20 protein-coding genes and 1 pseudogene are annotated in these 19,898 nt (G+C 52.1%); 14 read left to right on the top strand and 7 right to left on the bottom strand.

Annotation, left to right across the window (positions count from 1 at the left end; genetic code table 11):
- Positions 1-11: 11 nt before the first annotated feature.
- Positions 12-347 carry a zinc ribbon domain-containing protein YjdM gene (locus HMPREF2696_RS03790; RefSeq protein ID WP_004519157.1) on the bottom strand — a complete coding sequence of 112 codons (336 nt, stop codon included), beginning with the start codon at positions 345-347 and terminating at the stop codon, positions 12-14.
- A gap of 59 nt (positions 348-406) precedes the next feature.
- Positions 407-745 carry a hypothetical protein gene (locus tag HMPREF2696_RS03785; RefSeq protein ID WP_004519158.1) on the bottom strand — a complete coding sequence of 113 codons (339 nt, stop codon included), beginning with the start codon at positions 743-745 and terminating at the stop codon, positions 407-409.
- Positions 746-1,189: 444 nt separating this feature from the next.
- Here HMPREF2696_RS03785 and HMPREF2696_RS03780 point away from each other — a divergent pair.
- Positions 1,190-2,147: pseudogene (locus tag HMPREF2696_RS03780) on the top strand (DUF2167 domain-containing protein).
- Positions 2,148-2,226: 79 nt separating this feature from the next.
- On the opposite strand, the gene gltX reads toward HMPREF2696_RS03780, so the two are convergent.
- Positions 2,227-3,621 carry a glutamate--tRNA ligase gene (gene gltX, locus HMPREF2696_RS03775; protein WP_070587881.1) on the bottom strand — a complete coding sequence of 465 codons (1,395 nt, stop codon included), beginning with the start codon at positions 3,619-3,621 and terminating at the stop codon, positions 2,227-2,229.
- A 159-nt stretch (positions 3,622-3,780) separates the two neighbouring features.
- On the opposite strand from gltX, the gene HMPREF2696_RS03770 reads away from it, so the two are divergent.
- Positions 3,781-4,875 (top strand): ABC transporter substrate-binding protein, encoded by a 1,095-nt coding sequence (locus HMPREF2696_RS03770; protein WP_049344933.1) that lies wholly within the window; start codon positions 3,781-3,783, stop codon positions 4,873-4,875.
- A gap of 199 nt (positions 4,876-5,074) precedes the next feature.
- Positions 5,075-5,254 carry a hypothetical protein gene (locus HMPREF2696_RS03765; protein ID WP_249967788.1) on the top strand — a complete coding sequence of 60 codons (180 nt, stop codon included), beginning with the start codon at positions 5,075-5,077 and terminating at the stop codon, positions 5,252-5,254.
- Between the two features lie 70 nt (positions 5,255-5,324).
- Here the strand turns inward: HMPREF2696_RS03765 and HMPREF2696_RS03760 are convergent, their stop codons facing one another.
- Together HMPREF2696_RS03760 and arsC are read right to left on the bottom strand one after the other, a co-directional pair.
- Positions 5,325-5,981: a YdcF family protein gene (locus HMPREF2696_RS03760; RefSeq protein WP_070587876.1), complete on the bottom strand. Its 657-nt coding sequence runs from the start codon at positions 5,979-5,981 to the stop codon at positions 5,325-5,327.
- Between the two features lie 25 nt (positions 5,982-6,006).
- Positions 6,007-6,366, bottom strand: coding sequence for an arsenate reductase (glutaredoxin) (gene arsC / locus HMPREF2696_RS03755; RefSeq protein WP_070587874.1), 360 nt, complete (start codon positions 6,364-6,366; stop codon positions 6,007-6,009).
- A gap of 169 nt (positions 6,367-6,535) precedes the next feature.
- Between arsC and HMPREF2696_RS03750 the strand changes: the two genes are divergently transcribed.
- From HMPREF2696_RS03750 to HMPREF2696_RS03725, 6 genes are all read left to right on the top strand, one after another.
- On the top strand, positions 6,536-7,018 hold the full coding sequence (locus HMPREF2696_RS03750; protein WP_003747814.1) for a TlpA disulfide reductase family protein: 483 nt from the start codon (positions 6,536-6,538) through the stop codon (positions 7,016-7,018).
- Positions 7,019-7,263: 245 nt separating this feature from the next.
- Positions 7,264-7,914: a cell division ATP-binding protein FtsE gene (gene ftsE, locus HMPREF2696_RS03745; protein WP_003681151.1), complete on the top strand. Its 651-nt coding sequence runs from the start codon at positions 7,264-7,266 to the stop codon at positions 7,912-7,914.
- Positions 7,911-8,828 (top strand): permease-like cell division protein FtsX, encoded by a 918-nt coding sequence (ftsX, locus tag HMPREF2696_RS03740; protein WP_003747810.1) that lies wholly within the window; start codon positions 7,911-7,913, stop codon positions 8,826-8,828. The genes ftsE and ftsX overlap by 4 nt, the downstream gene beginning before the upstream one ends.
- A gap of 196 nt (positions 8,829-9,024) precedes the next feature.
- Positions 9,025-10,278 carry a UDP-N-acetylglucosamine 1-carboxyvinyltransferase gene (gene murA, locus HMPREF2696_RS03735; RefSeq protein ID WP_049335701.1) on the top strand — a complete coding sequence of 418 codons (1,254 nt, stop codon included), beginning with the start codon at positions 9,025-9,027 and terminating at the stop codon, positions 10,276-10,278.
- Positions 10,279-10,405: 127 nt separating this feature from the next.
- The gene (metG, locus tag HMPREF2696_RS03730) at positions 10,406-12,463 is read left to right on the top strand and encodes a methionine--tRNA ligase (RefSeq protein WP_049335699.1); all 2,058 of its coding nucleotides are present in this window, start codon (positions 10,406-10,408) and stop codon (positions 12,461-12,463) included.
- Between the two features lie 28 nt (positions 12,464-12,491).
- Positions 12,492-12,686, top strand: coding sequence for a hypothetical protein (locus HMPREF2696_RS03725; RefSeq protein WP_003747785.1), 195 nt, complete (start codon positions 12,492-12,494; stop codon positions 12,684-12,686).
- 108 nt (positions 12,687-12,794) lie between these two features.
- Here the strand turns inward: HMPREF2696_RS03725 and rsgA are convergent, their stop codons facing one another.
- The gene (gene rsgA / locus HMPREF2696_RS03720) at positions 12,795-13,661 is read right to left on the bottom strand and encodes a ribosome small subunit-dependent GTPase A (protein WP_004519172.1); all 867 of its coding nucleotides are present in this window, start codon (positions 13,659-13,661) and stop codon (positions 12,795-12,797) included.
- 151 nt (positions 13,662-13,812) lie between these two features.
- Between rsgA and HMPREF2696_RS03715 the strand changes: the two genes are divergently transcribed.
- The 5 genes from HMPREF2696_RS03715 to HMPREF2696_RS03695 all read left to right on the top strand — a co-directional run bounded on the left by HMPREF2696_RS03715 (position 13,813) and on the right by HMPREF2696_RS03695 (position 18,658).
- Positions 13,813-14,430: a tellurite resistance TerB family protein gene (locus HMPREF2696_RS03715; protein ID WP_049335840.1), complete on the top strand. Its 618-nt coding sequence runs from the start codon at positions 13,813-13,815 to the stop codon at positions 14,428-14,430.
- Between the two features lie 99 nt (positions 14,431-14,529).
- Positions 14,530-15,450 carry a patatin-like phospholipase family protein gene (locus HMPREF2696_RS03710; protein WP_049335697.1) on the top strand — a complete coding sequence of 307 codons (921 nt, stop codon included), beginning with the start codon at positions 14,530-14,532 and terminating at the stop codon, positions 15,448-15,450.
- Between the two features lie 108 nt (positions 15,451-15,558).
- Positions 15,559-17,415 (top strand): ribonuclease catalytic domain-containing protein, encoded by a 1,857-nt coding sequence (locus HMPREF2696_RS03705; protein WP_049335695.1) that lies wholly within the window; start codon positions 15,559-15,561, stop codon positions 17,413-17,415.
- Between the two features lie 135 nt (positions 17,416-17,550).
- Entirely contained in the window at positions 17,551-17,778 is a 228-nt protein-coding gene (locus tag HMPREF2696_RS03700) for an exodeoxyribonuclease VII small subunit (protein ID WP_003681131.1), read from the top strand.
- Positions 17,762-18,658, top strand: a complete 897-nt coding sequence (locus HMPREF2696_RS03695; protein WP_004519176.1) for a polyprenyl synthetase family protein — start codon at positions 17,762-17,764, stop codon at positions 18,656-18,658. The genes HMPREF2696_RS03700 and HMPREF2696_RS03695 overlap by 17 nt, the downstream gene beginning before the upstream one ends.
- Positions 18,659-18,816: 158 nt before the next feature.
- Here HMPREF2696_RS03695 and ftsY read toward each other — a convergent pair.
- Positions 18,817-19,898 (bottom strand): signal recognition particle-docking protein FtsY (gene ftsY / locus HMPREF2696_RS11190; protein WP_249967827.1); only part of this gene is annotated, 1,082 nt, incomplete at its 5' end.

Below are 19,898 nucleotides of genomic sequence, written 5' to 3'. Positions count from 1 at the left end.
AAATAAAATCTTTAGGCTTTTTTGACGAACTCAGATTTCAAGTTCATCGCGCTGCCATCGATTTTGCAACCGATATTGTGGTCGCCCTCTTGCAGGCGGATGCCTTTGACTTTGGTGCCTTGCTTGATGACCATAGAGCTGCCTTTGACTTTCAGATCTTTAATCAAGACAACCGTATCACCATCTTGCAATACCGCGCCGTTGGCATCTTTGACTTCCAAGGCATCATCGCTTGCAGCCGCAGCATCGGCCTCGTTCCACTCATGGGCGCACTCAGGGCAAACGTATTGGGCACCGTCTTCGTAAGTGTATTCGGAGTGGCATTTCGGGCAGGAAGGTAGGGACATGAGGTTTCCTTATAAATATGATAAAAGAAGCGTAAAACGCAAATAATACAATGTCTAAATTATTGATTCGCCTTGCTGCCGCCTACGCCGTAAACGGCATTCCAAGCCGCGTCCAACATTTGGCCGGCTTGTTGCAGCTTGGCATTTTGCTGCTCTTTCTGAGCCAAAGCCGTCTGAATTTCGCCTTTCAAACGGTCAATATCGGATTGTGCGGCCTGCAAACGGCGCTGCGCGCTTTCCAAATCACTTTGCAGGGAAATGATTTTGCTGTCGTTGCTGTTTTGCTCATGCAAAGCGGCACGGTAAACCGATTGGACGGACAGCAAACGGTCTTCCGCCTCACCGGCATACGCGGCGGCGGCAGATAACATCATCAGGGCAAGTAAGGTTTTTTTCATGGGTTTTCCTTTAAAGTTGTTTGATTTGTAAAGTAAAGCGCAGAGCCGATTTTTCAGCCACCAAGTTTACATAATATGCTGGTTGGCCTTTGTTCTTGATGGTTTATTTTATCCAATCCGGACATTCAGGCTGCCGATAAAAGTTAATTCAATCAACTGTTGTGACAGGTAGGCGGCTATTATTTTCTCATATTCTCCGCCTTATTCCATTATTTTCTGGTTTTATTATAAAAGGCCGTCTGAAAAATTTTCAGACGGCCTTTTTGAGTTTCACAATGATAGCTCTGCCTCTCGTCAAAAAGCTTTCCTGTATTTTTAAATTACAGTCATATTTAAATATGTAAATATGATTTATTTATTGTAAAATTTATCCTTTAGTCATGCCGGAACATATGGTGTTGCGGCTGTCTGCATCTTTTTTAATTCTTCTTCCATGAGAACCCTATGATGAAAAGCAACCGTCTCGCCTATGCCGTTTTGGCAGCCCTACTATCTATCCAAACCCTGCCGGCTTCTGCAGCCAACGCTGATATCGCTTCTGCCGTCGAAGCATCCGGGCAAGAAGCGCAACAAGCCTCAGACTCTATCGCGAACTACGTTGACGACCAGATCATCCAAGGCCCGGCAACCGTTGATTTGGGCAATCAGGCCAAACTGAAACTGCCTGCAAAAATGGTCTTTGTGAAAAAAAAATCGCGCCAACGCCATGATGAGGGAAGCAGGTAATGCCACAGATCCCAACCGCTACGGCCTGATTCTCCCCGAATCGGAGAACGAGGACAGTGACACCAATTGGATAGTAGACCTGACCTTTACCGATTCCGGCTACATCAAAGACGATGATGCCAAAGAATGGGATGTTGAAGCCATGCTCGAGCAGCTGAAAGAAGGCACCGAGGAACAAAACAAAGAGCGAGCCTCCCGCAACATACCGGAAATAGAAACACGCGGCTGGGTAGAAAAACCGCAATATGATGCAAAGACCCATCGTCTGATTTGGTCGATTGACATTCTGAATAAAAACGAACCCGACCCCAATCCTACCATCAACTACAATACTTTCCAGCTTGGACGCGAAGGCTATATTGAATTGACTATGATCGCCGATTTGAAAAGCATAGATCAATACAAACCTATTGTGCAAGAATTGTTGGGCAATATCGAATTCAACGAAGGCAAGCGTTATAGCGATTTCAATGCGGCAACCGACAAAGTAGCCGAATACGGACTGGCTGCCTTGGTTGGCGGTATCGCTGCAAAAAAACTGGGATTATTAGCTTTGGCCGGCGCATTACTGGCTAAATTCGGCAAACTGATTATTTTTGGTGCTGTTGCAGCAGGTGCATTGTTTAAAGGCCTATGGCGCAAAAAAGATAAAAACAAACCGAACGAAGAAGAATAAATAAATCCTGTTCAAAATAAAAAGGCCGTCTGAAAACTTGGCATCCCTAGTTTTCAGACGGTCTTTTATCATTCATGCCTTACGAACGGATCCGTTTCAACACTTCTTCTTTGCCGATTAAAGCCAATACGGCATCGACGCTTGGGGTTTTTGCCGTACCGCAGACTGCGAGGCGTAGGGGCATACCGAGTTTGCCCATTTTGATGCCTTCTGCGTCGCAGAAGGGTTTGAAGAGGTCGTGGATGGCTTCGGCGTTCCAGTCTTCCAGCCCTTCGAGGCGTTCGGCAAAGCGCAGCATACGGGCGGCGGCTTCGTCGTCCCAGTGTTTCTGCACGTCCGCTTCGGCAGGGGTTTGTTTGACGTAGAAGTAGAGACACTCGTCAGCGAGGGTGTTCAGGTCTTGGGCGCGGTCTTTGACCAATGCCAACACATCTTCCAAAGCAGGCTTGCTTGTTTCATGGATATCGCGCAGGGCGAGGCGCGGTTTCACCATTTCGGCCAGTTTTTCGTTGGCGGTGATTTTGATGTGTTCGCCGTTAATCCAGTAGAGTTTCTTCAAGTCCATGCGGCTTGGAGACGGGGAAACATCTTTCAAATCAAACCATTCGATGAATTGTTCCATTGTGAAGAATTCGTCGTCGCCGTGCGCCCAGCCCAAGCGTGCCAGATAGTTGAGCATGGCTTCGGGCAGGATGCCCATTGCGCCGAAATCGGTAATGGCAACGGTATCGCCGCTGCGTTTGGAGATTTTTTTGCCTTGTTCGTTAAGAATCATCGGCAGATGGCCGTATTCGGGCAGATTTGCGCCGATGGCTTTTAAGATGTTGATTTGTTTCGGCGTGTTGTTCACATGGTCGTCGCCGCGGATAACGTGGGTAATGCCCATGTCGTAGTCGTCCACGACAACGCAGAAATTGTAGGTTGGTGTGCCGTCGGCGCGGGCGATAATCAGGTCGTCGAGCGCTTCGTTGGGGATGGAGATTTCGCCTTTGACCAAGTCTGTCCATTTGGTCACGCCGTCCAAAGGTGTTTTGAAACGGACAACAGGTTGCACGTCGGCAGGAATTTCTGGCAGGGTTTTGCCTTCTTCCGGACGCCAACGGCGGTCGTAAGTCGCCGTGCCTTCTTTTTCGGCTTTCTCGCGCATGGCTTCCAGCTCTTCTTTGCTGCAATAGCAGTAGTAGGCATGGCCTTTTTCTAAAAGTTCGGCAATGACTTCTTTATAGCGGTCGAAACGGCGGGTTTGGTAAACGACGTTGTCGGCGTTGTCGTAGTTCAGGCCGACCCATTTCATGCCGTCGAGGATGATGTTGACGGATTCGGCAGTAGAGCGCGCCAAGTCGGTATCTTCGATACGCAATAGGAACTCGCCTTTATGATGGCGGGCAAACGCCCATGAAAACAAGGCGGTGCGTACGCCGCCGATGTGCAGGTAGCCGGTGGGGCTGGGGGCGAAACGGGTTTTGACGGTCATGATGGCTCCAAAGTCTTTTAAAACAGGTATTTTACTTTTTCGGCAAAGTTTAAACAATGTACGGCCGTCTGAAAATAATGTCAGCGCAGAAGGACCGTCTGGGAACTTTTCTACTGAAAACAAGACAAATGATAATTATTTCTTTGAAAGTATCCGCTCATGAACAAACGCGCTTTATTTACCGCCCTCGCCCTCCTGCCCCTTTTTGCCCAAGCCGAAATCAAAACTATCAAAGACGTATTGGGACGCGAAGTCAAAGTCGATGTCCCTGTCAAACGCGCGGTTTTGGCGTTTTACTATCCCGACTATATCGCGGTAACGGGCGCGGACAAATTTAAAAACGTCATCGGCATTTCGCGTGAGTTTTGGGAGAAATTCAATCCTGGCAGCTGGGCGATGTTCAAACAGAAGCTGCCTACGCTGCAAAACATTGCGGACATCGGCAACATCAGTACCGGCACGTTTTCACTGGAGAAAACGCTCGCGCTCAAGCCGGACGTATTGATTCTGGCCGACTGGCAGTATAAGGCCATCGCCACCCATCTGCCGCGCATTAAAGCGGCAGGCATACCCGTCGTCGTGGTCGATTTCAACGCCGAAACCGTCGCGCGGCACACGCGCAGTGCGGAAATTTTCGGCGAACTCAACGGTACACAGGCGCGCGCCCAAAAAATTGCCGCCGAATACGCCCGAGGCATTGCCGACATCCAAAAACGCGTCGCGCGCGCCAAGCAGTCCAAACCGAAAATCTATATCGAGTTCGGCGACAAAGGCCCGTCTGAATACAGCTACACCTTCGGCAAAGATATGTGGGGCGCGATTGCCGACACAGCAGGCGGCAACAATATCGCCGCGCCTTACGTTAAAAACTGGGGACCGATAAACCCTGAAAAATTCCTGACGGCCAAACCCGACGTCATCGTCATTTCGGGGACGGAAAACGGCCATAAAGACAAACCTGGCATTATGGCGATGGGCATAGGCATCAGCCAGGCCGATGCGCAACGCCGCCTGGCCGGATTTGTCAAACGCAAAGGCTGGGCAGACATTCCTGCCGTCAAAAACAAACGCGTTTACGGCATCTACCACACCGCCTCCCGCTCGCTCACCGATTTGGCCAGCGCGCAATTTATCGCCAAAACCCTGTATCCGCAGCAGTTTGCCGACATAGACCCAAACAAGACCTATCTGGACTTCTACCGCAAATACCTGCCCGTCGTGCCGGACGGTACGTTTTACATCCGATTGAAATAGCGGCTGCAAAAATCATAGGCTCAGGCCGTCTGAAGATTCAGACGGCCTGAACATGTTATGCCGATAAAGATTTAATGAGTATAATTACTGTTCTTTCAACAAAATTACTGGGTACATATGAACGGACAAAACCAAATCGACCGGCCTCAGGATCCGGTCGTCAGCATCAGCGAATGGTTGGTTGGTAACCAGCTTGATTATGATGATTCCGCTGGTCAATCTGATCATGATGTTTGTGTGGGCATTCAGCTCAAACACCAATCCGAATAAAGCCAATTATTTCAAGGCTGCCTTGATTCTGTTTGCCATCGTAATGGCAATTTATCTGGTGCTGGCCGTAGTCTTTTTGGGCAGTATAGCTACAAATCAATATCAATAAGTAAGAATACATTTAGGCCGTCTGAAACCTAAAAGGCTTCAGACGGCCTTTTACATGGATTACCGAAAGCTCAAGCACCTATCCAATTCCAAACTGCATCGCTCCATTTGCCGATACGGTAGAGAAACAATGAATAGCTCTCCTGCATCAGGAACTTGGCTTTCTTGCTGCGCTCATCAAAGCGCGTGGTCGGTGTGGCGGAGAACTGTGCATCTGACAAGCCCAAATCAGTAGCCATTTCTTCGGCGCGCGCCAAATGATACGGGTCGCTGACAACGATAATGCTGCCGACTCCGTTGGCGTGCATGATGGGGACGATATTGCGCAGGTTTTCGTAAGTGTTGCGCGACGTGTTTTCAAACAGGATATTGTGCGCCGGTATGCCCTGCTTGAGCGCGTATCGGCGCCCCACTTCAGCTTCGGTCATGAATCCTTTTTTGGGCGTACCGCCGGTGAAAATGATTTTGCCGACCCGATGGCTTTGGTAGAGCGTGATGGCATGGTTGATGCGCTCACGGAATACCGGCGACGGGCGTTTGTCCCACGCCGCCGCACCTAACACCACCGCCGCATCGGCATGAACGTCCTTCGGCAAGGTTTGCAAACCTGTCCGGTAAATCTGCCATGTGCCGGTCAAAAAAATACCGCACACCAGCAAAACGCTCAAAGCAAGGCCGCGAAACAGGTAGTATCGCAAGCCATTGCGGCTTTTAAGCAGGGAAATCATCTTCAGACGGCCTTATCCAACCCCATCAGCCGAGTAGGGCGGCAATGTTTTCCAACGGACGGCCAATGGCTGCGCGCGTAGACGTTACCAAAACGGGACGCTCGAGCAGGGCAGGGTATTCGGCGATTGCCTGAAGCAGGGCGGCATTGTCCAAATCGGGGTTGTCCAAACCCAATTCTTTGTACAAATCGTCTTTCGTGCGCATCATGCCGCGTACCGATTCGATGCCGAGTTTGGCAAACATATCCTGCAAAGTCACCAAATCGGGGGAGGTATCCAGATATTTGACCACGTCGGCGGCAACGCCTTTTTCTTCGAGCAAAGCCAGCGCGGCACGCGATTTGCTGCAACGCGGATTGTGATAAAGTGTGAATTCAGACGGCATGAAAGTCTCCGTATTATTGCAAAATCATTCAATGATGGCGGTTATTATCGTCTGCAACTGATTTTTACTCAAACTTTTTACCTGATATCTTGATATGAATCGGTAGGCATACCCACCAAACCGTTTTACAATAAACACTATTTCGATTGGCAACCTCAAGGATACAACCATGAAAGCCTTAACCGCCCTTCTCTTGTCCGCTGCCGTTTTTACCGCTGCGCCGGCCTTTGCCGCCGACGAAACAGCAGGTTGGCAGGACAACAAACCGCAAAGCCTGGAGTCACTCAAAGCCCCCGTGCGCGTGGTTAACCTTTGGGCAACCTGGTGCGGCCCCTGCCGTAAAGAAATGCCCGCCATGTCGGCATGGTACAAAGCGCAGAAAAAAGGCAGCGTCGATATGGTCGGCATCGCGCTGGATACGACCGACAACATCGGCAAGTTCCTGAAACAAACGCCGGTCAGCTACCCGATTTGGCGTTACACCGGCGCCAACAGCCGCAACTTCATGAAAGCCCACGGCAACAATGTCGGCGTATTGCCCTTCACAGTCGTCGAAGCGCCGAAATGCGGCTACAAACAAACCATCACCGGCGAAGTCAACGAAAAAAGCCTGACCGCCGCCGTGAATTTGGCCAAAACCAAATGTAAATAAAACAGCGGATAGGGTGCTTAACCTACGCTGATACTGAGGCCGTCTGAAACCCAATCGTTCAGACGGCCTTTTTTCAAACCATACTTTGTGTTGCAAACCGGCAGTGTATCCACAGGCAGAACCGGGGTTTCACTATCAAAAAGCAGCCGAAATATTTATAATCTGTGAATAACCCCATTTTTTCAGACGGCATGTTGCCCTATCGATGACGCCGGCCGTCTGAATCCCTATTTTCAGGAAAACCCATGATCCGTTTCGAACAAGTTTCCAAAACCTATCCCGGCGGTTTCGAAGCCCTGAAAAATGTCAGTTTCCAGATTAACAAAGGTGAGATGATTTTTATCGCCGGCCATTCGGGTTCGGGCAAATCCACCATTTTGAAGCTGATTTCAGGCATTACCAAGCCCACCAAAGGCAAGGTTTGGTTTAACAATCAAGACCTCGGCACCTTGAGCGACAATCAGATCGGCTTTATGCGCCAACATATCGGCATTGTCTTCCAAGACCACAAAATCCTCTACGACCGCAATGTCTTGCAAAACGTTATCCTGCCTTTGCGGATTAGTGGCTATCAGCCGCGCAAAGCTGAAGAGCGCGCGCGTATTGCGATTGAGAAAGTCGGCTTGAAAGGCCGCGAAAACGATATGCCCATCACTTTGTCCGGCGGCGAACAACAACGTTTGTGCATCGCGCGTGCAGTGGTTCACCAACCCAGCCTGCTGATTGCCGACGAGCCGTCCGCCAGCCTCGACCGCGCCTATGCGCTGGATATTATGGAATTGTTCAAAACCTTCCATGAAGCAGGCACGACCGTGATTGTTGCGGCGCACGATGAAACGCTGATGGCGGATTACGGCCACCGCGTCTTGCGCCTGCAGAAAGGACGCCTCGCATGAGCATGATTCACTACATCTCGTTACACGTCGAATCGGCGCGCGCCGCGCTCAAAGAGCTTCTGCGCCAACCCATCGGCACACTGCTGACCCTGCTCATGCTTGCCGTTGCCATGACCTTGCCGCTGTTCATGTATTTGGGCATCCAAAGCGGACAAAGCGTGTTGGGCAAACTCAACGAGTCGCCGCAGATTACGGTTTATATGGACACCGATGCGGCAAGTTCTGATGCCGATACGGTGAAAAATCTGCTCCAACGCGACAGCCGTATCGATAAAGTCCGCTTTATCAGCAAGCAGGAAGGTTTGGAAGAATTGCAAACCAATCTCGACCAAAACCTCGTTTCCATGCTCGATGGCAACCCGTTGCCCGACGTCTTTATCGTTACGCCCGACCCTGCCACTTCTCCGGATCAGATGCAGGCCATCTATAAAGACATTACCAAACTGCCGCGTGTCGAATCGGCAACCATGGATACCGAATGGGTACAAACCCTTTATCGTATCAACGAATTTATCCGCAAGATTTTATGGTTCCTCTCGCTGACTTTGGGCATGGCCTTTGTCTTGGTGGCACACAACACAATCCGCCTGCAAATCCTCAGCCGCAAGGAAGAGTTGGAGATCACCAAGCTGTTGGGTGCGCCCGCTTCCTTCATCCGCCGCCCTTTCCTTTATCAGGCAATGTGGCAGAGTATTTTCTCCGCCGCCGTCAGCCTGGGCTTGTCGGCTTGGCTGCTGGCCGAAGTACGGCCGCTGGTGGACGCGATTTTCAAACCCTACGGTCTGAACATCGGCTGGCGTTTCTTCACATTTAGCGAAGTGTCGCTGGTATTCGGCTTCGTCATCGCGCTGGGCGTATTCGGCGCATGGCTGGCCACCACGCAACACCTCTTAGGCTTCAAAGCTAAAAAATAAGCCTTGGCAAACAGGCCGTCTGAACCATTCAGACGGCCTGAAATCTTATCCTTTCGCAACTTAAACAAACCTTGTGAAAATTTAATACTGCCAAATCTAACAGCAAGGGCATAATCCCTTATAATTGATGGTTTATTATCCATCTCATTTCATTTGTGCGGCATAAGCCGTGCAGACAAATAACGAAAGACATCCTGTGGACAAACTCAAAATCTCTGCCAACGGCCCCCTCAACGGCGAAATCATCGTATCCGGCGCGAAAAACGCCGCCCTGCCGCTGATGTGTGCCGGTCTGCTGACTTCCGGCACTTTACGCTTGAAAAACGTACCCATGCTCGCCGACGTCAAAACTACCCAAAAACTGCTGCAAGGCATGGGCGCACGCGTTTTGACCGACAACATCTCCGAATTTGAAATCAACGGCGGCACCGTCAACAACACCTGCGCACCTTACGAGCTGGTAAAAACCATGCGCGCATCCATCCTCGTGCTCGGCCCGACGCTGGCGCGTTTCGGCGAAGCCCAAGTCAGCCTGCCCGGCGGCTGCGCCATCGGTTCGCGCCCCGTTGACCAGCACCTCAAAGGCCTCGAAACCATGGGTGCGGAAATCACCATCGAACACGGTTACGTCAAAGCCAAAGGCCGTCTGAAAGGCACGCGCGTCACCATGGATGTCGTAACCGTAGGCGGTACTGAAAACCTGCTGATGGCGGCCACGCTCGCAGAAGGCACCACCATCCTCGAAAACTGCGCCATCGAGCCCGAAGTCGTCGATTTGGCCGAATGCCTCGTTAAAATGGGCGCGAAAATCAGCGGTATCGGTACAGCAACCATGACCATCGAAGGCGTAAAAGAGCTGCACGGCTGCGAACACAGCGTCGTTCCCGACCGTATCGAAGCCGGTACCTTCCTCTGCGCCGTCGCCATGACCGGCGGCAAAGTTGTCCTGCGCAATGCCGCACCGAAAACCATGGAAGTTGTGTTAAACAAACTGACAGAAGCCGGCGCCATCATCGAAGCAGGCGACAACTGGATTTCCATCGACATGCAACAACGCCCCAAAGCCGTGGACATCCGTACCGTCGTCCACCCAGGCTTCCCAACCGACATGCAGGCGCAGTTTATGGCCATGAACGCCATTGCCGAAGGCAGCAGCCGCGTGGTGGAAACCATTTTTGAAAACCGCTTCATGCACGTTCCTGAACTCAACCGCATGGGCGCAGACATCACCACCGAAGGCAACACCGCCTACATCAAAGGAGTAGAAAAACTCTCCGGCGCCGTCGTGATGGCAACCGACCTGCGCGCCTCTGCCAGCCTCGTCATGGCAGGCTTGGTCGCAGAAGGCGAAACCATCGTCGAACGCATCTACCACCTCGACCGCGGCTATGAATACATCGAGAAAAAACTTGGCGGCGTAGGCGCAAAAATCGAACGCGTACACGGTTGATCCCATACGCAGCCGATAAATAAAAGGCCGTCTGAAACACCGGCAATCGGGTTTCAGACGGCCTTTGCGTATTGTTTTGCGGTATAATTCCCGACATCTTTATCCATTGTTTTTAAAAGCACAAACCATGACACGCAAAATCCTTGTCACTTCCGCGCTGCCGTATGCCAACGGCAGCATCCACCTCGGCCACATGGTCGAACACATCCAAACCGACGTTTGGGTACGTTTCCAAAAACTGCGCGGCCACGAATGCTACTACTGCTGCGCCGACGACACCCACGGCACGCCCGTGATGCTTGCCGCGCAAAAACAAGGCATTGCGCCTGAAGATATGATCGCCAAAGTGCGCGAAGAGCACCTCGCCGACTTTACCGGCTTCAACATCGGCTACGACAATTATTACAGCACCCATTCCCCTGAAAACAAACAGTTTTCCCAAGACATTTACCGCGCGCTGAAAGCCAACGGCAAGATTGAGAGCCGCGTCATCGAGCAGCTTTTCGACCCCGAAAAACAAATGTTCCTGCCCGACCGCTTTGTCAAAGGCGAATGCCCGAAATGCCACGCCCAAGACCAATACGGCGACAACTGCGAAGTCTGCGGCACGACCTATTCCCCGACCGAACTGATCAACCCGTATTCCGCCGTATCCGGTGCCAAACCCGAATTGCGCGAATCCGAACACTTCTTCTTCAAACTGGGCGAATGCGCCGACTTCCTCAAAGCATGGACTTCCGGCAACAACCCGCACGACGGCAAGCCCCATCTGCAAGCCGAAGCCCTCAACAAAATGAAAGAATGGCTGGGCGAAGGCGAAGAAACCACCCTGTCCGACTGGGACATCTCCCGCGACGCGCCGTATTTCGGTTTCGAAATCCCCGACGCGCCGGGCAAATATTTCTACGTCTGGCTGGACGCGCCCGTCGGCTACATGGCGTCGTTTAAAAACCTGTGCGACCGCATCGGCGTCGATTTCGACGAATACTTCAAAGCCGACAGCCAAACCGAGATGTACCACTTCATCGGCAAAGACATCCTCTATTTCCACGCCCTGTTCTGGCCTGCCATGCTGCATTTCTCCGGCCACCGCGCCCCGACCGGAGTGTACGCACACGGCTTTTTGACTGTGGACGGACAAAAAATGTCCAAATCGCGCGGCACCTTCATCACCGCCAAATCCTATTTGGAACAAGGCCTGAACCCCGAGTGGATGCGCTACTACATCGCCGCCAAACTCAACAGTAAAATCGAAGACATCGATTTGAACCTGCAAGACTTTATCAGCCGCGTCAACAGCGACCTCGTCGGCAAATACGTCAACATCGCCGCCCGCGCGTCAGGTTTCATCGCCAAACGCTTTGAAGGCCGTCTGAAAGACGTTGCCGACAGCGCATTGCTGGCAAAATTGACTGCGCAAAGCGAAGCTATTGCCGAATGCTACGAAAGCCGCGAATACGCCAAAGCCCTGCGCGACATCATGGCATTGGCGGACATTGTCAACGAATACGTTGATGCCAACAAACCTTGGGAACTGGCGAAACAAGAAGGCCAAGACGCACGCCTGCACGAAGTATGCAGCGAGCTCATCAACGCCTTTACCATGTTGACCGCCTACCTCGCCCCCGTATTGCCGAAAGTGGCCGAAAATGCCGCCAAATTCCTGAATTTGGAAGCCATCACTTGGGCAAATACCCGCGAAACCTTGGGCGAACACGCCATCAACAAATACGAACACCTCATGCAACGAGTGGAGCAAAAACAAGTGGACGATTTAATCGAAGCCAACAAACAAAGCATCGCCGCCGCAGCCGCGCCTGCCGCCGAAGAGAGCAAATACGAAAAAGTCGCCGAACAGGCCAGCTTCGACGACTTTATGAAAATCGACATGCGCGTCGCCAAAGTATTGAACTGCGAAGCTGTCGAAGGCAGCACCAAACTCCTGAAATTCGACCTCGATTTCGGTTTTGAAAAACGCATCATCTTCTCCGGCATCGCCGCGTCTTACCCAAATCCTGCCGAATTGAACGGCCGCATGGTCATCGCCGTCGCCAACTTCGCCCCGCGCAAAATGGCAAAATTCGGCGTATCCGAAGGCATGATCCTCTCCGCCGCCACGGCAGAGGGCAAACTGAAGCTCCTCGACGTTGACGCAGGCGCACAGCCCGGGGATAAAGTGGGCTAAGGCTTATATCAAATCTTAAGGAGAAACCATGTTAAACCTTTCCGCTCCTGTACTTAAAGAAATCGAATTGCTTAATGATGCAGGTTTATCGGTTGGCGCTATTATTACAGTGTTGCGTCTGAAGTTTCCGGTAGAACTCCATGATCGGGAGGACAAACAAATTGAAGAAGCCGTGCTTCTCATGATCAATCCGCCACGAAAAGCACCTTCTCTTTCCCGCTAAGGTAGCGATACCGATTGAAAGGTAAATTTGGTTATGCTTCAACAAAAGGCCGTCTGAAACTTTCAGACGGCCTTTTTATTTATCCAAACGCTTATTTCCGTTAAAACTTTATTTCAATAATTCATCGGTAACGCGTTGCAGAAATTCAATACGCTCGGGTTTGGCTTTGCCTGATTCGGCAGCGGCTTTGACGGCGCAGCCGGGTTCGGCGCGGTGGGTGCAGTTATGGAAACGGCATTGGCCGATAAGGTGGCGCAGGTCGGGGAAGTATTGCAATAAATCGGCGGCTTGGAGATGGTGCAGGCCGAATTCTTGCAGGCCGGGGGAATCGATGAGTCGGGTTTCTGCGTTTAAATCGTATAGTTGGGCGTGGGTGGTGGTGTGTTTGCCGGAGTCGAGCGCAGTGGAAATGTCGCCGGTTCGGGCGGCTTGGTTGCCGAGTAGGGCGTTGGTCAGGGTGGACTTGCCCATGCCGCTTTGTCCGAGCAGGATGTTGGTTTGCCCTTCTAATATGGGACGCAGGATGTCGGCATTTTCCAATGCGTTGGTTTCGACCACGGAGTAGCCGAGGGTTTCGTAGAATTTGAGTTTCTCGCGCCATTGGGCGGTTTCGGGGAGGTCGGCTTTGTTGAGGACGATAACGGCGTCGATGCCGGCCGCTTCGGCTGCGAGGAGGGCGCGTTGCAACAGGGCTTCGCTGGGTGAGGGGCTGGCGGCGGTTACGATGAGCAGTTGGGTAACGTTGGCGGCAATCAGTTTGGTTTTCCACGCGTCTTGGCGGTAGAGCAGGCTTTCGCGCGGGAGGTAGTCTTCAATCACGACTTGGTCGCCGTTGATGGGGCTGATGCGGACTTGGTCGCCGCAGGCGAAATCGACGCGTTTTTTACGGGTGGTGGCGTCATATGTTTGGCCGTCGGGGGTGCGGACGATATAGCGGCGGCCATAGCTGGTAATGATTTGGGCGGTATCGGTCATGATGGGGTTTATTGTTTGGAATGGTGTGATTGTACCGAAAGTCGGCTATGGCCGTCTGAAAACTTGTTTGCACCTTTTAACTTTCTTTGGCTTGGTTTTTTGGTGTTTCTGCCCTATATTTGCAATGTATTTGTTTTCAGGAGATTTTTTTATGGATTTCAGTCAGTTGCTCAATCAGGTTTTGGGTGCGGCTCAAAAAGGCGGCAAAGCGGTGGCGGACAGCCCGCTCAATTCTTTCGGCGGCGGTGCGCTGACGGGTGCTTTGGCATCGATGCTGTTGAAAAAGAAAAACACGAAGAAGCTGGTAAAGGCCGGCTCGGTCGCTGCTTTGGGTTTTCTGGCTTATAAAGGCTATCAAAACTGGAAACAAAACCGCCAGCAGGACGAATTACCGCAAAGTGCGTTCCAACCTGCCGGTCTGATTGGTGAAAACCACAGCCGTGTGATTTTACAAACAATGATTGCGGCGGCGGCTTCAGACGGCCTGATTGACGATGCGGAACGCGCGGCCATCGAGCGTGAAAGCGGCAGTGATGCGGAAACGGCGGCATGGTTGCAGGCAGAATATGCGCAACCGGCCTCCATCGAGCAAATTGCCGCTTCGGTCGGCAGCGACGAGGCTTTGGCAACCGAAACTTATTTGGCGGCCCGATTGGTCTGCGCGGACTTGTCGCGCAAGGAAATCGTGTTCCTGAGCCGTTTGTCCCAAGCTTTGAATTTGGACGACCAACTGGTCGAAAGTTTGGAAAAACAGCTCGAATTGGCTTAAGCTTGATTTAAAAGGCCGTCTGAAACCTGATTTCAGACGGCCTTTCGACTTAATTTCAGAGTAGAATAACCCTTTCGACATATTAAAGGCTGTCTGAACATGAACAAACTTTTTTCCACATTCAAAACGTTTTTAGCCGCTTCGTCCGTCTTGGTATTGGCTGCCTGTCCGAGCGGCAACGCACCGCAATCCAAACCTTCTACGCAGGGTCAAAATACGGTTTCGCATACTGCACCCAAACCGAAAGCCACGGTTGCGCTGGCTTTGGGCGGCGGCGCGTCCAAAGGCTTTGCCCATATCGGGATTATTAAGGTTTTGAAAGAAAACAATATTCCGGTAAAAATCGTTACCGGTACATCCGCAGGCTCGATTGTCGGCAGTATGTACGCTTCGGGAATGTCGCCCGACCGCCTCGAATTGGAAGCAGAAATTTTGGGTAAAACCGATTTGGTAGATTTGACCTTGTCCACCAGCGGCTTCATCAAAGGCGAAAAACTGCAAAACTACATCAACCGCAAAGTCGGCAACCGTCCGATGCAGCAGTTCCCCATCAAATTTGCCGCCGTCGCGACCGATTTTGAAAGCGGCAAACCGGTGGTATTTAACGTAGGCAATGCCGGACAGGCCGTCCGCGCTTCTGCTTCGATTCCGAACGTGTTCCAGCCTGTCGTCATCGGCAACCGCAAATATGTAGACGGCGGCCTGTCGCAACCCGTACCGGTCAGCGCGGCGAAAAAAATGGGCGCAAACTTCATCATTGCCGTCGATATTTCCGCCCGTCCGGCCAAAAACGTCAGCCAAGGTATGTTCTCCTATCTTGACCAGACCTTCAACGTAATGAGTCAAACTGCGTTGCGCCAAGAATTGGGCCAAGCCAATGTGGTCATCAAACCGCAGGTTTTGGAGCTGGGTTCGGTTGGCGGTTTCGACCAAAAACAACGCGCCATCCAACTGGGCGAACAGGCCGCACGCGCCGCCCTGCCTGAAATCAAACGCAAACTGGCAACATATCAGTATTAAGTATCCGCCATTTGAACAGGCCGTCTGAAAGTATGTTTTTCAGACGGCCTTTCTTGTGCAAATCTGCTAAAATCACGCGTTTCCTACAAATCATAAAATCCTAAAAAAATGAATATCTTTTACGAAGAGTCCGGCCAATTCAAAGTTGCCTCCATCGTCCAAAAAAACGACGCCACCTACCAAGTCGATACCCAACACGGCAAACGCACCAAAGTGAAGGCAAACAATGTCTTTGCTGAGTTTGACGGCGATATGGCGGCATTTTTGGAGAACGCGCAGGCACAGGCGGCGGACATCGACACCGATTTATTGTGGGAAGTATGCGGCGAAGAGGAATTTACCGCCGAAGCCATCGCCGAAGAATATTATGGCCATGCGCCGACCAAAACCGAGCTGGCGGCGACTTTGATTGCACTCTACGCCGCGCCGATGTATTTCTACAAAAAAGCCAAAGGCGTGTTCAAAGCCGCGCCCGAAGAAACCTTAAAACAAGCGCTTGCCGCCATCGAACGCAAAAAACAGCAAGACGCACAAATCGACGCTTGGGCGGAAGCCTTGAAACGCGGCGAGATGCCGTCTGAAATCGCGGCGGATTTGAAAACCATCTTACACGCGCCCGACAAGCAGTCACTGACCTACAAAGCCTTTACCAAAGCCGCCGATGCATTGAAAACCTCGGCCTACGAACTGGCGAAAAAAACGGGCGGTATTACGTCCATTCCCCAATACCTGCAAGACGGGTTTGAAATCAAATATTTCCCAAAAGGAACAGGCTTCCCCGACCTTCCGCTTCCTGAAATGCCTGACTTGCCTAAGGCTGACGTTACCGCCTTTTCCATTGATGACGAATCGACCACCGAAGTCGATGACGCCTTGAGCCTGACCGACTTGGGCAATGGCATGAAACACGTCGGTATCCACATCGCTGCGCCGTCGCTTGCCATTAAACAAGGCGACAAAATGGAAAAAAACATCATGGAACGCTTAAGCACGGTTTATTTCCCCGGCGGCAAAATCACTATGTTGCCCGAAAACTGGATTGCCGCGTTCAGCCTTGATGCAGGCGCATACCGCCCTTCCATCAGCATTTATTTCGATGTAGATAGCGAGTTCAACGTCGGCGAGCCGACCTGCAAAATCGAAGCGGTCAACATCGCCGAAAACCTGCGCATTCAAACCATCGAGCCGCATTTCAACGCCGAAACTGGCTTGGACGAAGCAGGCGAAATGATGTTTGCCCACCATCAAGACCTGATTTGGTTCTATCAATTTGCCATCGCCTTACAAAAAGCGCGCGGCAAATACGAGCCCGACCGTGCGCCGCAATACGATTACAGCATCGAATTGGATGAGGAAGGCAACGTATCCGTTGTCCGCCGCGAACGCGGTTCGCCCATTGATACGCTGGTCAGCGAGATGATGATTCTTGCCAACAGCACTTGGGCACAAATGCTGGATGAAAACGAGCTGCCCGGCCTTTTCCGCGTCCAACCGGCAGGCAAAGTGCGCATGAGCACCAAATCCGAGCCGCACATCGGCATGGGCGTGCAGCATTACGGCTGGTTTACCTCGCCTCTGCGCCGCGCCGCCGACTACATCAACCAAAAGCAGCTGATCAGCCTGATCGACGACTCTGCCGAGCCACTGTATCAAAACAGCGATGCCGAGCTTTTCGCCGCGCTGCGCGACTTTGATGCCGCCTATACAGCCTACGCCGACTTCCAACGCCAAATGGAAGCCTACTGGAGCCTCGTCTATCTGCAGCAGCAAGGCACGAGCGAGCTGACGGCCACCATCCTCAAAGAAGACCTCGTCCGCATTGAAGGCCTGCCGCTGGTAACGCGCGCGACCGGTATTCCGTTTGACGCGCTGCCCAAATCGCAGGCATTGTTCAAAATCACTGAATTGGATGCCGAGAAGCAGTTTATCGCGCTCAACTATCAAAAAGCCGTTTTACCGGGTTGATAACGTTATTTCGTTTGAAAAAAGGCCGTCTGAACAAAGAAACAGAAATCTTTGATTTCGTTTTCATCCCTGTTCAGACGGCCTTCATCATCTAAAAATGCTACAATTCCCCCTTTCTGCCCATCATTTCAAACCATGAAAAAAAACGCCCCCCAATCCTTTGAAGAAGCCTTATCCCGCCTCGAAACCCTGACCCAGGCCATGCAAAGCAGCGAAATGCCGCTGGAAGACGCCCTGGCTGCCTATCAGGAAGGCAACGAATTGGTCAGATACTGCCAAACCAAATTGGCGGAAGTCGAGCAGAAACTGCAAGTCTTGGATGCCGGCGAACTGAAGGAGTTGAACCTTGAACCCGGCGAATGAACTCAAAACATGGCAACAAAAAGCCCAAGCGCAAACCGAATTGCTGCTGGCGCATTTCTTGCCGTCTGAAAGCCAAGTTCCGCACACGCTGCACGAAGCCATGCGTTACGTTACCCTCGGCGGCGGCAAACGGCTGCGTCCACTCTTGGTGCTTGCCGCGTCCGAATTGGGCGAAGCAAACCAAAATGCCGTCGAGCAGGCGATGGCGGCCATCGAAATGGTACACGTCTATTCGTTGGTTCACGACGATATGCCGGCGATGGACAACGACAGTCTGCGCCGCGGCAAACCGACCTGCCATGTGCAATACGATGAAGCAACCGCCCTTTTGGTCGGCGATGCGTTGCAAACCCAAGCCTTTGATGTACTGAGCCGTCCGACAGGCCTGCCTGCCGAACGTCAGCTTGCCATGTTGTCCACGCTGGCCCAGGCATCCGGCAGCCTCGGCATGGCGGGCGGACAAGCTATCGACCTTGCCAATGTCGGCAAAGCCATGAATCAGGCCGAATTGGAACAGATGCACAGCCTCAAAACCGGCGCACTCATCCGCGCGGCCGTGGCCTTAGGCGCACTTTCCTGCCCAGACTTAACACCGGCTCAAATCCAAACCTTAGACCGCTACGCCGCCAAATTAGGTTTGGCTTTCCAAGTGATCGACGATGTATTGGACTGCGAAGCCGATACCGCCACCTTGGGCAAAACCGCCGGCAAAGACTCGGACAACGACAAACCGACCTACGTCAAACTGATGGGCCTGCAGGCCGCGCGCACTTACGCAGAAACGCTGATTGCAGAAGCCGTTGCCCTGATCGAGCCATTCGGCGACAAAGCCCTGCGCCTGCGCCAACTGGCAAAGTTTGTTACCGCACGGAAAAACTAAACCCGTAAATAAATAAAGGCCGTCTGAAACCTGATTTTAGGTTTCAGACGGCCTTTTTAACAGCCTGTTTGGCTTTTGTACCAACCGAATGCGAAGCCTTTCAAAATACGGCTCAGAAATCCCCCGCAAACTGCGTTTACAAACCTCAACCTGTCTGTTTAATCCAATAGGGCATCCACGAACGCTTTGGCATTAAACGGACGCAAATCGTCGATGCCTTCGCCTACGCCGATGTAGCGGACAGGAACAGGGCGGTCGGAGGCAAGGGCGGCAAGGATACCGCCTTTGGCCGTACCGTCTAGCTTGGTGACGATAAGTCCGGTCAGACCCAGCGCTTCGTCGAAGGCTTTCACTTGGTTGACGGCGTTTTGACCGATGTTGGCATCCAAAACAACGATGATTTCATGTGGCGCATCCGGCATGGCTTTTTGCAACACGCGTTTCACTTTTTTGATTTCTTCCATCAAATGAAGCTGCGTAGGCAAACGGCCGGCAGTATCAGCCAGCACGATGTCGATCCCGCGCGCTTTCGCGGCTTGGACGGCATCGAAGCAAACGGCTGCGGAATCGCCTGTGGTTTGCGAAATCACGGTTACATTGTTGCGCTCGCCCCAAGCTTGAAGCTGCTCACGCGCAGCGGCACGGAAAGTATCGCCTGCCGCCAGCAACACAGATTTACCCTGCGCTTGGAAGTATTTGGCGAGTTTGCCGATAGACGTGGTTTTACCCGCGCCGTTGATACCGGCAAGCATAATCACGAAAGGCTCCCTGGTTTCCGGCAAGACCAAAGGTTTCTCCAGAGGCTTAATCAAGTCGTACAGCGCATCTTTCAGCGCACCGCGCAATTCGTTGCCGTCTTTGAGGCCTTTGAGGCTGACACGGTCGCGCACGTCTTTCATCAAGTATTCGGTGGCTTCCATGCCCATATCGCTGGTAATCAGCACGGTTTCCAGCTCTTCGTACAAGTCCTCGTCGATCTGTCCGCCGCCGAACACGCCGGCCAACGATTTTGCCATTTTGTCGCGTGATTTGGTCAAGCCTTGTTTCAAACGCGCAGCCCAACTGAGCTTGTGTTCTTCTGCCGGAGCAGGGGCTTCAACCGGTATTTCCACAACGGCTTCTTGAACTTGCTCGACAGTCTCGCTAACTGCCTCAACAGCTTCTTCTTTGACTGCTTCAGCTTGTTCCGCTACTTCTTCAGCAACCTCGGCCGCTTCAGACGGCATCTCGGCAACGGTTT

The sequence above is a fragment of the Neisseria sp. HMSC058F07 genome (assembly GCF_001810035.1).
In the GTDB taxonomy this organism is placed as follows: Bacteria; Pseudomonadota; Gammaproteobacteria; order Burkholderiales; family Neisseriaceae; genus Neisseria; species Neisseria perflava.
This window is presented reverse-complemented; position numbering and strand designations above follow the sequence as displayed.

Coding starts and splice junctions, on each gene's coding strand:
- HMPREF2696_RS03790 (WP_004519157.1), bottom strand. CDS start 347: ATGTCCCTACCTTCCTGCCCGAAATGCCACTCCGAATACACTTACGAA.
- HMPREF2696_RS03785 (WP_004519158.1), bottom strand. CDS start 745: ATGAAAAAAACCTTACTTGCCCTGATGATGTTATCTGCCGCCGCCGCG.
- gltX (WP_070587881.1), bottom strand. CDS start 3,621: ATGACCGTCAAAACCCGTTTCGCCCCCAGCCCCACCGGCTACCTGCAC.
- HMPREF2696_RS03770 (WP_049344933.1), top strand. CDS start 3,781: ATGAACAAACGCGCTTTATTTACCGCCCTCGCCCTCCTGCCCCTTTTT.
- HMPREF2696_RS03765 (WP_249967788.1), top strand. CDS start 5,075: ATGATGATTCCGCTGGTCAATCTGATCATGATGTTTGTGTGGGCATTC.
- HMPREF2696_RS03760 (WP_070587876.1), bottom strand. CDS start 5,981: ATGATTTCCCTGCTTAAAAGCCGCAATGGCTTGCGATACTACCTGTTT.
- arsC (WP_070587874.1), bottom strand. CDS start 6,366: ATGCCGTCTGAATTCACACTTTATCACAATCCGCGTTGCAGCAAATCG.
- HMPREF2696_RS03750 (WP_003747814.1), top strand. CDS start 6,536: ATGAAAGCCTTAACCGCCCTTCTCTTGTCCGCTGCCGTTTTTACCGCT.
- ftsE (WP_003681151.1), top strand. CDS start 7,264: ATGATCCGTTTCGAACAAGTTTCCAAAACCTATCCCGGCGGTTTCGAA.
- ftsX (WP_003747810.1), top strand. CDS start 7,911: ATGAGCATGATTCACTACATCTCGTTACACGTCGAATCGGCGCGCGCC.
- metG (WP_049335699.1), top strand. CDS start 10,406: ATGACACGCAAAATCCTTGTCACTTCCGCGCTGCCGTATGCCAACGGC.
- HMPREF2696_RS03725 (WP_003747785.1), top strand. CDS start 12,492: ATGTTAAACCTTTCCGCTCCTGTACTTAAAGAAATCGAATTGCTTAAT.
- rsgA (WP_004519172.1), bottom strand. CDS start 13,661: ATGACCGATACCGCCCAAATCATTACCAGCTATGGCCGCCGCTATATC.
- HMPREF2696_RS03715 (WP_049335840.1), top strand. CDS start 13,813: ATGGATTTCAGTCAGTTGCTCAATCAGGTTTTGGGTGCGGCTCAAAAA.
- HMPREF2696_RS03710 (WP_049335697.1), top strand. CDS start 14,530: ATGAACAAACTTTTTTCCACATTCAAAACGTTTTTAGCCGCTTCGTCC.
- HMPREF2696_RS03705 (WP_049335695.1), top strand. CDS start 15,559: ATGAATATCTTTTACGAAGAGTCCGGCCAATTCAAAGTTGCCTCCATC.
- HMPREF2696_RS03700 (WP_003681131.1), top strand. CDS start 17,551: ATGAAAAAAAACGCCCCCCAATCCTTTGAAGAAGCCTTATCCCGCCTC.